This window comes from Pseudoclavibacter soli DSM 23366 (genome assembly GCF_000423505.1).
Classification (GTDB): Bacteria; Actinomycetota; Actinomycetes; order Actinomycetales; family Microbacteriaceae; genus Pseudoclavibacter_A; species Pseudoclavibacter_A soli.
Genome location: NZ_AUIC01000003.1, coordinates 383,979 through 396,640 on the forward strand (window position 1 = coordinate 383,979; position 12,662 = coordinate 396,640).

14 protein-coding genes are annotated in these 12,662 nt (G+C 63.1%); 1 reads left to right on the forward strand and 13 read right to left on the reverse strand.

The genetic code is table 11. The features are described 5' to 3' along the window. From argJ to infC, 12 genes are all read right to left on the reverse strand, one after another. Entirely contained in the window at nucleotides 1-1,155 is a 1,155-nt protein-coding gene (gene argJ / locus G557_RS0101775; RefSeq protein ID WP_028244721.1) for a bifunctional glutamate N-acetyltransferase/amino-acid acetyltransferase ArgJ, read from the reverse strand. Then, on the reverse strand, nucleotides 1,152-2,216 hold the full coding sequence (gene argC, locus G557_RS0101780) for an N-acetyl-gamma-glutamyl-phosphate reductase (RefSeq protein WP_028244722.1): 1,065 nt from the start codon (nucleotides 2,214-2,216) through the stop codon (nucleotides 1,152-1,154). Before argC ends, argJ begins: the two co-directional genes overlap by 4 nt. 48 nt (nucleotides 2,217-2,264) lie before the next feature. Continuing rightward, complete coding sequence (pheT, locus tag G557_RS0101785) at nucleotides 2,265-4,787, reverse strand: phenylalanine--tRNA ligase subunit beta (RefSeq protein WP_028244723.1); 2,523 nt, start codon at nucleotides 4,785-4,787, stop codon at nucleotides 2,265-2,267. Continuing rightward, nucleotides 4,787-5,827 (reverse strand): phenylalanine--tRNA ligase subunit alpha, encoded by a 1,041-nt coding sequence (pheS, locus tag G557_RS0101790; protein ID WP_028244724.1) that lies wholly within the window; start codon nucleotides 5,825-5,827, stop codon nucleotides 4,787-4,789. The genes pheT and pheS overlap by 1 nt, the downstream gene beginning before the upstream one ends. A gap of 49 nt (nucleotides 5,828-5,876) precedes the next feature. Then, nucleotides 5,877-6,692 (reverse strand): amino acid ABC transporter permease, encoded by an 816-nt coding sequence (locus G557_RS11030; RefSeq protein WP_051224093.1) that lies wholly within the window; start codon nucleotides 6,690-6,692, stop codon nucleotides 5,877-5,879. Next, on the reverse strand, nucleotides 6,689-7,336 hold the full coding sequence (locus G557_RS0101800; RefSeq protein WP_028244725.1) for an amino acid ABC transporter permease: 648 nt from the start codon (nucleotides 7,334-7,336) through the stop codon (nucleotides 6,689-6,691). Before G557_RS0101800 ends, G557_RS11030 begins: the two co-directional genes overlap by 4 nt. Nucleotides 7,337-7,448: 112 nt before the next feature. After that, the gene (locus tag G557_RS0101805; protein ID WP_028244726.1) at nucleotides 7,449-8,330 is read right to left on the reverse strand and encodes a glutamate ABC transporter substrate-binding protein; all 882 of its coding nucleotides are present in this window, start codon (nucleotides 8,328-8,330) and stop codon (nucleotides 7,449-7,451) included. Between the two features lie 32 nt (nucleotides 8,331-8,362). Then, on the reverse strand, nucleotides 8,363-9,142 hold the full coding sequence (locus G557_RS0101810) for an amino acid ABC transporter ATP-binding protein (RefSeq protein WP_051224096.1): 780 nt from the start codon (nucleotides 9,140-9,142) through the stop codon (nucleotides 8,363-8,365). 104 nt (nucleotides 9,143-9,246) lie between these two features. Then, nucleotides 9,247-10,050: a TrmH family RNA methyltransferase gene (locus G557_RS0101815; protein ID WP_028244728.1), complete on the reverse strand. Its 804-nt coding sequence runs from the start codon at nucleotides 10,048-10,050 to the stop codon at nucleotides 9,247-9,249. Nucleotides 10,051-10,052: 2 nt separating this feature from the next. Beyond that, nucleotides 10,053-10,433, reverse strand: a complete 381-nt coding sequence (gene rplT, locus G557_RS0101820; protein WP_028244729.1) for a 50S ribosomal protein L20 — start codon at nucleotides 10,431-10,433, stop codon at nucleotides 10,053-10,055. 30 nt (nucleotides 10,434-10,463) lie between these two features. Next, nucleotides 10,464-10,658 (reverse strand): 50S ribosomal protein L35, encoded by a 195-nt coding sequence (gene rpmI, locus G557_RS0101825; RefSeq protein ID WP_028244730.1) that lies wholly within the window; start codon nucleotides 10,656-10,658, stop codon nucleotides 10,464-10,466. Between the two features lie 36 nt (nucleotides 10,659-10,694). Then, nucleotides 10,695-11,306 carry a translation initiation factor IF-3 gene (gene infC / locus G557_RS0101830; RefSeq protein ID WP_245542743.1) on the reverse strand — a complete coding sequence of 204 codons (612 nt, stop codon included), beginning with the start codon at nucleotides 11,304-11,306 and terminating at the stop codon, nucleotides 10,695-10,697. A 207-nt stretch (nucleotides 11,307-11,513) separates the two neighbouring features. On the opposite strand from infC, the gene G557_RS0101835 reads away from it, so the two are divergent. Beyond that, nucleotides 11,514-11,876 carry a DUF1844 domain-containing protein gene (locus G557_RS0101835; protein WP_245542744.1) on the forward strand — a complete coding sequence of 121 codons (363 nt, stop codon included), beginning with the start codon at nucleotides 11,514-11,516 and terminating at the stop codon, nucleotides 11,874-11,876. A gap of 3 nt (nucleotides 11,877-11,879) precedes the next feature. Here the strand turns inward: G557_RS0101835 and G557_RS0101840 are convergent, their stop codons facing one another. Then, entirely contained in the window at nucleotides 11,880-12,659 is a 780-nt protein-coding gene (locus G557_RS0101840) for an SseB family protein (RefSeq protein WP_028244733.1), read from the reverse strand. Between the last annotated feature and the right edge of the window lie 3 nt (nucleotides 12,660-12,662).

Sequence of the window (12,662 nt, forward strand, 5' to 3'; positions counted from 1 at the left end):
TCAGCTCTCATATTCACTGTTGATCTCGACATACTCATGGGTGAGATCGCTGGTGCGCAGCGTGGCAGTGGCCTCACCGACTTTGAGGTCGATCAGCACATGCACCGCGCGAGTCGAGAATTCCACCTCAGCAGGGTCGACGTCAGGTGCACCTGCGTGACAGACCCTCGTGCCGTTAATTGTCACGTCGATGTCAAACGGATCGAACTGCGCATCGGTGGTTCCGACGGCAGCCAACACGCGCCCCCAGTTCGGGTCGTTGCCCGCGATGGCGGTCTTGAACAGGTTGTTGCGCCCGACGGAGCGCCCGACGGTCACCGCCTCGTCAACGGTCGCCGCATGCACAACCTCAATATCGATAGTGTGCGAGGCGCCTTCTGCATCGTCTTGAATCGCGGCAGCAAGTTCTGTGGCTACCTGGCTGAGCGCTTGGGTGAACTCTGTCGGGTCGGCGGGCACGTCAGACGCGCCCGAGGCCAGCGCCGTCACTGAGTCGTTGGTTGACATGCAGCCGTCAACGTCGAGGCGGTTGAAGCTCACGTCGACTGCCTGGTGCAGCGCGCCGTTGAGCGTGTCAGAGTCGAGCACGGCATCGGTGGCAAGCACGACCAGCATGGTGGCCATGCCGGGTGCGATCATCCCAGAGCCTTTGGCAATTCCGCCGATGCGCCATCCTGAGGGATGCTCAAAAGTCGCAGTCTTGGGTTTGGTGTCGGTGGTCATGATGGCTCGTGCTGCCACGTCGCCGCCGTCTTCGGAGAGCTGCTGGATCGCCGCAGCAATGCCCTCGAGCACCCGTTGCTTGGGCAGCTGATGGCCGATGATGCCCGTTGAGCACACCACCACGTCACCAGCAGACACGCCCAGCCCCTCGGCGACGGCCTCGGCCTCGGCGTGGGCCGTCTGGAAGCCTTGTGAGCCGGTGTAGCAGTTCGCTCCGCCGGAGTTCAGCACCACGGCGTCGATGCGACCGTCTGCCACCGCCTGGCGGCTCCAAATGACTGGGTTCGCCTGGCAACGGTTCGTGGTGAACACTGCCGCAGCTGCATGATCGGGGCCGTTGTTGACCACGAGCGCCAAATCGAGCCCGCCGTGCTCTTTGATGCCGGCAGCGACTCCGGCGGCTGAGAATCCTCGGGGGAATGTGACGCTCATGGTGCGACTCCTTCAGTGGGCAGCCCGGCTCCCTCGTTGAGGCCGAGTGCGATATTGGCAGACTGCACGGCGGCGCCCGCCGTGCCCTTGGTGAGGTTGTCGAGAGCAGTGACAGCAACCAGGCGGCCGGCTGCCTCGTCGAGTGCGATGCCGATTGCCGCCACGTTGGCGCCAAGCACCTCTGCAGTGCTCGGGTATCGGCCGGGAGCGCTCAACGCGATGAACTGCTCATCGCCGTAGGCGGCTTCGTACGCGTCACGCAGATCTGATTCGGTCACCCCCGGCAGCACTCGAGCCGTCGACGTCGCCAGGATGCCCCGAGACATCGGCACGAGCACCGGAGTGAACGAGATGGTGATGGGGCCTTCTTCGGGCTGACCAGCAGCCGAGGCGGCCCAGCGCAGATCTTGCTGAATCTCGGGGATGTGGCGGTGCACTCCCCCGACGGCGTAGGCGCTGGCTGCACCCATGATTTCACTGGCCAACAGGTTGGGTTTGAGCGAACGCCCCGCACCAGAGGGCCCCACCGAGAGCACCGCGACCAAGTCTTGCAGCTCGACAAGACCGGCAGCCACTGCGGGAGCAAGCCCAAGGCTGACTGCGGTCACATTGCACCCGGGCGCGGCAATACGAGTGGCACCCACGAGGTGCTCACGCTGTCGTGCGCCGTCACGCGGCAGCTCAGGCAGGCCGTATTCCCAGGCCCCGTGATACTGCCCACCGTAGAACTGCCCCCAGGCATCTTCGTCAACGAGGCGATGGTCTGCCCCAGCGTCGACCACGACCGTGTCGGGTGACAGCTGATCGGTCAGCTCACCACTCTTGCCATGCGGCAGCGCGACGAACACCAGATCGTGCCCAGCCAACGACTCTGCATTGGTATCGGCGAGCACGAGGTCGCCCAGTCGATGCAGATGCGGATGGATGTCGCCCAGACGCGAACCGGCATTGTTATGCGCCGTAACCGTGCGCACAGTGAACTCAGGGTGGCTGCTCAGCAGACGCAGCAGCTCTCCACCGGCATAGCCCGAGGCTCCGGCGACGGCAACAGAAATCGACATGCCACTACCTTACTCGCGACCGCCGCCGCGTCTGAGGCAGGTTGCCTCTCAGACGCGCGGCGTGGCGCCAAGGCGCTCGGCTGCCAGAGCCACAGCAGCATCGCGGGCCTCGCTTGCCTCAGCCGCGGTCAGTGTGCGGTCGAGTGCGCGGAAACGCAGTGCGAAGGTCAACGATTTGAACCCAGGCTCAATGCCCTCACCTCGATAGTCGTCGACGAGCGCGACGTGCTCCAGCAGCTCACCGGCACCATCAATCACTGCACGCAGAACGGCCGCTGCCGCAGTGTCGGCTGGCACGACCAGCGACAGGTCTTGCGTGGCCGGCGTCTGCGTGTGCACTGGCGTAGCCTTCACTTCTTCGGGCGACAGCGCGATGAGTGCGTCAAGGTCAATCTCGGCCACGGCCACCCGACCGGTCAGTGCATACTCATGAGCGATGTCGGGGTGCAGCTCACCGGCGAATCCGACGACCACTGCGCCTTCAGCGCGCTCAGCAACCACCTCAGCGCTGCGCCCGGGATGCAGCCCAGTGACCGAAGCAGACCGCAGAGTGAGCGACACACCCGCCGCGAGCCCCGCCTGCACGACGAATTGCGCGGCTTCTTGCCAGTCGACCGGCACGGCGTGCACGCCTGGCTGTTTGGCCAACGTCTGCCCAGTGATCACCGCGGCCAAATGCCGAGGCTGATCGGGCAGCGAGGCACCAAGCGCGGCAAGCTGTTGCGGGGTGGGTCGAGCGCTGCCGACGGGCAACTCGTCGATGCCAAGCTGCTGACCAGTCTGGGGCCGGAAGACCGCCTCCTGCTCGTAGATCGCCAGATCAGTCAGCCCGCGGGCGACGTTGCGCCGAGCGACAGTCAGCAGACCGGGCAGCACTAGGCGCCGCAGCAGAGCCTCTTTGGCGTCAAGCGCATTTGCGAGTTCGACCGATGGCAGTTCAGCCGACTCGAACAGGGCATTCTGCGCTGCCGACACGAAGGGGTAACTGAACACCTCGGTGTACCCGGCGCCAGCCAAGTGACGAGCGATGCGACGTCGCGACTGCTGAGCCGTCGTGTAGCCGCGCCCTGGCGGAGCGACCGGCAGTCGGCTCGGGATGCGCGTGTAGTCGGCAATGCGGGCGACTTCTTCGATCAGGTCGACCTGTTCGGTGAGATCAGGGCGCCAGCTGGGCGGGGTCACCTGCAAGACGTCGCCGTCTTCGACGACCTCGGCGCCAATCTGGCGCAGAATCGAGATCACCTCATCACGGCCGTACTCGACCCCGACGAGCTTTGACGCAGCATCGATCGGCAGCTGGATGGCCGGGGTCGCCGGCACGTCGGCATACGACGAGCCGAGCTCGGTTGCGGTTCCACCGGCGAGCTCGATGATGAGATCGACCACACGCTGCGCCGCGGCTGCGGCAATGGTCGGGTCGACACCGCGCTCATAACGCTTTGACGCCTCGCTCGGCAACTTGTGGCGACGGGCAGTGCGCGCAATCGACACCGGTTCGAAAGCGGCGGCCTCGACGAGCACGCGGTTGGTGGCATCGCTCACCTCAGTGGCGGCGCCGCCCATAACGCCGGCCAAGCCGATGGGCCCCGAGTGATCGGCGATCACCAGGTCTTCGGCATCGAGCGAGCGCTCCTTGCCATCGAGTGTGGTGAGGTGTTCGCCCGCCTGAGCCCGACGGACGATCAGCCCGGTGTCGACGGTGTCGAGATCATAGGCGTGGATGGGCTGGCCAGTTTCGAGCATCACGTAGTTCGTCACGTCAACGATCACCGAGACCGACCGAATGCCGGCGAGCGTGAGCCGCTCGAGCATCCATGGTGGGGTCGCTGCCTTGGCATCAACACCTTCGACGACTCGCGTGACGAAGCTGCGCACCCCCGCCTGACCGCGGATCGGTGCCTCGTCGCGAATCTCGACGGGGAATCCGCTGCCGAGCGCAGGAGTGCCGACGGCCAGCACCGGATCACGGAAGTCGACGCCTGTGGAGTGTGCATACTCACGGGCAACCCCGCGAATCGAGAAGGCATAGCCACGATCTGGGGTGACGTTGATCTCGACTGCGGCATCGTCGAGGCCGAGCAGCGGAATAGCCAGCGTGCCGACCTCAGGGTCGAGCCCGAGAGCGGCGAGCACGATGATGCCGTTATGGTCTTCGCCAAGCCCCAGTTCACGAGCGCTGGCCATCATGCCGTCAGAGACATGACCGTAGGTCTTGCGTGCAGCGATGGCGAAGCCGCCGGGTAACACGCTGCCGGGCAACGTGACAACCACTTTGTCGCCGACCACGAAGTTGTGGGCGCCACAGACAATGCCACGCACGTCGGCACCGCCGTCGGCGGCTAGCTGCCCTTCTGGAGCGACTCGCACCTGGCACCAGTTGATGGTCTTGCCATTGCTCTGCGGTTCGGGCTCGGCCGAGAGCACCTGCCCCACAACGAGCGGACCCGACACATCAAAACGATGCACGTCTTCTTCTTCAAGGCCGACTTTGACCAACGCCGCTAACACCGCATCGGTGGAACGATCGGTGAGGTGCACCTGCTCGGCGAGCCAGCTCAGTGGTACCCGCATCAGATGTTCACCCCGAACTGCTCGCTGAAACGCACGTCTCCCTCAATCATGTCTCTCATGTCGTTCACGTCGTTGCGGAACTGCAACGTACGCTCGACGCCCATCCCGAAAGCAAACCCGGAATACTTCGCCGGGTCGATGCCTGCAGCGCGAAGCACGTTGGGGTGCACCATGCCGCACCCGCCCCACTCGACCCATCGGGCGCCGCCCTTGGCACCGGGGTACCAGACGTCGAGCTCTGCGCTCGGCTCGGTAAATGGGAAATAGCTCGGGCGCAGCCGAATGCGCGCGTCGTCACCGAACATCACTCGGGCCATGTGCTCAAGCGTGCCGCGCAGGTCGGCCATGGTGAGCCCGCGGTCGACCGCCAGCCCCTCGAACTGGTGAAAGACCGGAGTATGTGTGGCATCGAGCTCATCGGTGCGATACACCTGCCCGGGAGCCAGCACGTAGACCGGCAGATCGCGTTCGAGCAGGGAGCGCACCTGCACCGGAGAGGTGTGTGTGCGCAGCAGCAGGTGGCGGTTCTCGGGTGCCACAAAGAAGGTGTCTTGCATCGCCCGCGCCGGATGATCAGCGTCGAAGTTCAGCGCGTCGAAGTTGAACCACTCATTCTCAACCTCTGGCCCCTCGGCGATCTCCCAGCCCATGCCAACGAACACGTCGCTGACTCTCTCGATCAGCAGATTGAGCGGATGCCGCGCACCGGTGCGCGTGCGGCTCACGGCCGCAGTGACGTCGACGGTGTCTGCCGCCAGCCGGGCGGCCTTTTCTGCCGCCTTGAGCGCGGCCTCACGTGCGCCATACGCCTTCTGCACTCGACCACGCCCCTGCCCGACGATGCGTCCGGCTTCGGGTTTGAGCTCTTTGGGCAGCGCCGCAATGGAGCGGTTGAGAGCGGCCAGCGGTGACCCGTCGGCGATATGTGCGGCGCGCACGTCGATGAGCTGCTGCGAGGTCTCGGCCGCCTCGATGGCGGCCAGGGCCTGCGCGACCAGCGCGTCGACGGACTCCTGAGTGATCGAGCTACTGTCTGACATTGTTCCGTTTCAGCGTGAATGGTTCGGGGCGTTCGCGCCCTCACCCATTCTAGCGACGGGAGCGGCTGAGACGGCGCTGCAGCCAAGTGGCGAAGCCAGAGAGCACCAGGCAGAGCCCGATGTAGATGGCGCCGATAGCCATGGCAGAGGGAATGATCGGATAGCCGAAAGCGGCCTGAGTGCCCAGCGATTTGGCGACGTAGAGCAGCTCTTCGTAGGTGACGATGAAGCCTAGGGCAGTGTCTTTCAAGATGACGACCAGCTGCGAGATGATCACCGGCATCATGGCCTTGACAGCCTGCGGCAACAGGATCAACCGCATAACCCCGGCTTTGCGCAGCCCGATGGAGTAGCCAGCCTCGGCCTGCCCCTTCGGCAGCGACTCGATGCCCGAGCGGAACACCTCGGCGAGCACCGACCCGTTGTAGACGGTCAGCCCGACCACAACCGCAGCGAAAGGAGTGATGCCCTGCACACCCACCGTCGGAAGCCCGTAGTAGATGAGCATCATGAGGATCAGCAGTGGCACAGCACGACACAGCTCAGTGATCCAGCCGACGGGCACGCTCACCCATCGGTGTTCGGAAAGACGCCCGATGGCCAGCAGGAGGCCGAACAACAAACTCAGCACTGAGGCCAGGGCGAAAGCGGAGAGCGTCGAGATGAGGCCGCTGCCAACCTTTGCCCAGACCAGTGGATAGGTGAAGATCGACCAGCGCTTGGCGTCGAACTGCCCGGCGTTGGCCAGCTGCACGACGATGAAGGCGAGAACGGCAATGACCACGACAATCGTCGCGACGCCCAGCAGGCGGTTGCGGCGAATCGCTTTGGGGCCGGGGACGTCGAAAAGTACCGATGCTCTCATCGTGCTGCCTTCCATTTGCGTTCGAAGTGCCGTTGCAGTGCTGACAGGAACAGCACGAGCACGATAAAGATGGCTGCGACCCACAGCAGGGTGACCAGCTGGTTCTCACCGCGTTCAGACGCATATGCGCGAATGGCTCCGGCCTCGAACACGGAGAATCCCGCTGCGACGGTGGTGTTCTTCAGCAGCGCGATGAACACGCTGACCATGGGCGGCACAACGGCACGGATGGCCTGCGGCAACACTACGAGTGACATGGTCTGTCCGAAGCTCAGACCGATCGAGCGTGCCGCTTCGGCCTGCCCTACTGGCACGGTATTGATACCAGATCGAATCGCCTCGGCGATGTAGGTGGCCGTATAGAGGCTGAGGGCGATAATCGCCAGCGTCATGAAGCCCGGCGTGGGCAGTCCCAGCTTCGGATACCCCAGCGCGAAGAACAGCATCAGCAGCGTGAGCGGTGTATTGCGCACCAGGTTCACATACACTGCGCCGACCACGCGCATTGGCACTACCGGAGACACCCGGAAGGCGCCGACGATCAGGCCGATCAGCATGGCGAACGCAGCCGAGACAAAGAACAGGATGAGCGTGTTCTTGAATCCGGTCACGAACAGATCTTGATTGTCGATCAGGACGTTCACTGTGATTCCTTGTGCAGTCGAATGAGAGGGGTGGGCCGGGGAGGCGATGCCGTCCCCGGCCCGAGAGTGGTCACAGCGTTCTCAGAACTCTGTGATCGAGGAGAGCGACGGATCAGTACGCTTCAACCGCCGGCTGCTCCACGGTGGTGCCAGAGGTACCGAGTGTGCTGTCGTAAATCTTGGTCCAGATGTCGCCGCCATCAGTGAACAGCTCGTTGATGTGTGCACGCAGCACCGAGTCGTCCTTGGCCAAACCAACACCGTACTTCTCGGTGGTGAAGGGCTCACCCACGACCTTGAGGTTGTCCGGGTCTTGCGCGGCGTAGCCGATCAAGATGGCCTCGTCGGTGGTCACTGCGTCAACCTGGTTGTTCTGCAGAGCGTCAACGCACTGTGAGTACTTATCGAACTCAGTGGTCTTAATGTCGGGGTAGTTGTCTTTGATGTTCTGAATCGGGGTAGAGCCCGTCGCAGAGCACACGGTCTTGCCGGCAAGATCGTCAACGCTGTTGATGTCGTTCTCGTCAGCACGCACGAGCAGGCCCTGACCAGTCACGAAGTAGGGGCCAGCGAAGCTGATCTGCTGCTTGCGCTTGTCGGTGATCGAGTATGTGCCAACGTAGTAGTCGATGTCACCGTTGATGATGGCCTGCTCACGGTTGGCACTTGGGATCGATTTGAACTCGATCTTGTCTTCGCTGTAGCCGAGCGATGCCGCGATCCAACGGGCGATCTCGACGTCGAAGCCAGAACGCTCGTTCGTGGTGGCGTCAAGGTAGCCAAGACCCGGCTGATCATCTTTGACACCGATGATCACTTTGTCGCGTGACTTGATGTTGTCGAAGGTGGTGCTGCCCTCCAACGACACATTCTCTGCCACGGTAAACGGCTGGTCGCTGGTCGTCGCGGTCGTGCTGCTGCCTGAGCAGGCAGTCAGCGCAAGTGCAGCGACGGCCAGGCCCGCGACAGCGGAGAGTGCTTTGCTGATCTTCACAGTATTGCTCCTTTGTGGTGGGGGCTCACGCCTCAGTGCGTGAGGATCTTCGAGAGGAACTCTCGTGCTCTCGAGGTTTTGGGGTTATTGAAGAAGTCGTCGGGGCGAGCTTCTTCGACGATCTGGCCGTCGGCCATGAAGATGATGCGATCGGCGGCTTTGCGCGCGAAGCCCATCTCGTGCGTGACAACGACCATCGTCATGCCAGAACGAGCCAGCTCGACCATGACGTCAAGCACTTCGTTGATCATCTCAGGATCGAGCGCGCTGGTGGGCTCGTCCATCAGGATCAGCTTCGGGTTCATCGCCAGTGATCGCGCAATCGCAACACGCTGCTGCTGCCCGCCAGAGAGCTGGGCCGGGTATTTGTTCGCCTGCGAGGCGACCCCGACGCGCTCCAGCAGCGCCAAAGCCTGTTTTTCTGCCTCTTCTCGCTTGAGGCCACGGACCTTAATGGGCCCCAACGTGACGTTCTCGAGAATGGTCTTATGCGCGAAAAGATTGAACGACTGAAAGACCATGCCGACATCGGCACGCAACTGTGCCAGCGCCTTGCCCTCTGACGGAAGCGGCTCGCCGTCGATCAGGATGGTGCCGGAGTCGATGGTCTCGAGACGGTTGATCGCGCGGCAGAGCGTTGATTTGCCTGACCCCGAAGGGCCGATCACAACGACGACCTCACCGTGCCCCACGTTGGTATTGATGTCGTTGAGCACATGCAGTTCGCCGTAGTGCTTGTCGACATGGTCGATAACCACGATCGGGTCATCGCTCTGGATCGTAGGGATGGACACCGTATTATGCGAGCTCATATTTCCTCATCGTAATGGCGCGGACTTCGCGAACCGGGCGAAGTCGGCGGAGCGTAACAATACCGAAACGTGTGCCAACGGTATCAGTCAGTTCGCTATCATACCTAACCGCGTATATGAAACGCCGACTGGTAAAGCAGCACGGCGGCTGCTGTGGCAAGGTTCAGCGACTCCGCGCGGCCGAAGATCGGCAGGCGAATCACCCCATCGCACAAGGCGAGTTCTTCTTCGGTCAGGCCGTGGGCCTCATTGCCGAACACCCATGCCGTGGCCTGAGCCAGCAGATCGGCATGGGCTGCACTCGAATGCAGCACTTCGCCTGAAACATCAGCGGCGAGCACCTGCAGGCCCGCAGATCGCGCGACCTCGACCGCCTGCTCGAGTGGGGCATCCACCGTCATCGGCAGGTGAAAGAGCGAACCAGTCGTCGCCCGAACCGCTTTGGGGTTGTACGGGTCGACACTGCCCTGAGTGAACACCACGGCATCAGCACCAGCCGCATCAGCAACGCGCAGCACTGCTCCCGCGTTGCCCGGGTCGGCAATGCGATGCAGGATGGCCACCAGTGACGGTTGTGTGGGCAGCACCTGTTCGAGCGCTGTGGGCGCCTGCCGAGCCACCGCGAGAATACCCTGCGGCGTCACGGTGTCGGCGATGGCTCGCAGCACCGCGTCGCTGACCTCAGTGACTCGAATGCCGAGTCTCTCGGCCGTGGCGGCCAACCCATCGACGCGCACCGAGGCGCCCGGGGTGACGAACACCTCGTCGACCAAGTCGTGGCGACCGGTCAGCGCCTCATCGACCGCCTGCGGCCCCTCCAACAGAAAACGCCCGGTCTTGGACCGGGCGTTTCTGCGAGCCAGTGCGGCAGCGGACTTGACGCGCTCATTGTGAACGCTGGTCAGCATGCTCAGGCTTTCGGCGCATTCACATCTGCGGGCAGTGCCTGCTTGGCCGTCTCGACGAGTGTCGCGAAGGTCTTGGGGTCGTTGACGGCAAGCTCGGCGAGCAGTCGACGATCGACCTCGATCTCAGCAAGGCTGAGGCCCTGGATCAGACGGTTGTAGGTGATGCCGTTCGCACGAGCAGCCGCGTTGATGCGCTGAATCCAGAGGCGACGGAACTGCCCCTTCTTGGCGCGACGGTCGCGGAAGGCGTAGGTGTATGAGTGGGTGACCTGCTCTTTTGCCTTGCGGTACAGGCGTGAGCGCTGACCGCGGTAGCCCTCTGCCTTCTCTAGGATTTCGCGACGCTTCTTCTTCGCGTTGACGGACCTTTTTACTCTGGCCATGATGCTGTTCTCTCCTTGAGGTTTCTGAGGTTACTTGCCCAGCAGACGCTTGACCTGCTTGGTGTCAGCGGCCGAGACCGCAGCATCCTGGCTCAGGCGACGCGTGCGGGTCGACGGCTTGTGCTCGAGCAGGTGGCGCTTGTTCGCCTGCTCGCGGAACAGCTTGCCGCTGCCCGTGGTGCGGAATCGCTTCTTCGCACCGGAGTGCGTCTTCTGCTTTGGCATGTTTCTTCTTCTCTCTCGTGCTGGGCTCGGCCCAGATCAGTTGTCAGCGGGTGTCTCGGAGGTGGCCTCAGCCTCGGCCTGCCGCTTGGCGCGGTCTGCCTCTGCTTTGACCTCGGCCTTGGTGCGAGTTGGTGCAAGTACCATCGTCATGTTGCGGCCGTCTTGCAACGGCTTTGACTCGATGGTGGCGTATTCGCGCAGCTCTTCTGCCAGCTTCATCAGCAGTTTGTAGCCGAACTCAGGGCGCGACTGCTCACGGCCACGGAACATGATCATGACCTTGACCTTGTCGCCCGCCTTGAGGAAGCGGATGACATGCCCCTTCTTGGTCTCGTAGTCGTGGCTGTCGATCTTCAGACGGAAGCGGATCTCTTTGAGCTGGGCGTTGGTCTGATTGCGGCGCGCTTCGCGAGCCTTCTGTGCAGCTTCGTACTTGAACTTGCCGTAGTCCATGAGCTTGGCCACTGGAGGCTTGGAGTTGGGTGCGACCTCGACCAGGTCGAGATCGGCCTCTTGTGCCAGACGCAGTGCCTTGGCAACGGGGACCACCCCGATCTGCTCACCCTTGGGCCCCACAAGACGTACTTCTGGGACACGGATCCGATCGTTGATGCGCGGTTCGCTAATCAGCTGCTCCTTTTCGTTCAAGACGTATGCCGAACATCGGAGGAGCACGCACGCCGACATGCGGCGAGACGGTGCAGACCCGGCAGTCTCTCAGAACTCGACTACCATAGGTGGGAGCGTGTGCTCCTCTTCAGCTCGTGGCTGTGACTCAGAAGAGCACAGCCGGGCCAATACTAGCAGATCAGTGTCTTCGCCGCATCGGCGCGCTGACCGACAAAGGAGATCATCGTGGCTGAGAAAGAGTGGACCGACGAGGACGTCGAGGCTCTCGACACACTGACCCGAGACATCAGCGACGTGCCAGCGGTCGAGGTCATCACTACCACCGCTGTTCATCTGATGAGCGCCGCAGCAGTCAAAATCGGCCTGGCTGACGACCCCGAGAACGAAAAAGACCTTGATGAAGCACGCAAGCTCATCGAGGCACTGGCCGGCCTGGTCGTCGCGTCAGCACCGCATGTGGGCAACCTGCACGCGCGAAGTCTGCGCGATGGTCTGCGCACCCTGCAGCTGGCCTTTCGCGAAGCCTCGACTTTTCCTGATAAGCGCGGCGAGGGCCCCGGCGAGAAGCTCACCGGCCCGGTCAACTGATTTTCAGAAGGTCGTGCGCACGCAGCGCACGCCGAGCGAGTCGACCCGCTGAGCGATGGTGGCGTCGTCACGCCATTGCTCCGACAGCCAGTCTGTGATCTCTTTGAGCTCGGCAGCATCGAGGCCGTCGATCACCTCGAGTTGCACGATCACCTCTGGCCCGCGCAGCTGCGACGTCGGGTCACCCGGCATGAGCACGAGCGACTTGATGCTCGGCACCTCGCTGGCCGGGCGCATAAACGCCTCCAGCACACGCGCGTCGTCGACGGCAGGAACCCATTCGGCGCCGGTTGCCAAGGCTTCGAGCGCAGGCCAACGCACCACGAATTCAGATTCACTGCCGGGGTCGACCACAACGCGCGGGGTATTCTCCCCAGCAGCTGCCAAAGCCACACGTGCGGCCTCGGCCGGCACAGGGCGAGCCTCGGGGTTCCAGCGATTCATGGCTTCGATGGAGCTGAACACCGGCAACGCGCGCTGGCCATCGGGCGTTGCCACGCTCACCGTCGACAGCTCGGCTGACTTTTCGACCGTGAGCCCTTTGTCGTTGACCCCGGCAGCCTCGAGCTTGGCCAACAGAGGAATGAGCAGGCGCGTTTCATGCAGCGCGCTGATCACCTCGGTGATGCTCACCTCCGCCAGGCGGAAGCGTCGCACGGTCTCGAGCCACACCTGCGGCGCAGTACCGTCATCAGCGCTGAATCGGTTCTCTTCGAACCGACGACCAGCCCATGGCGTGCCTGCGGAGTCGCTGGGCAGATCGTGGTCGCAGTGATCGTGCATAGG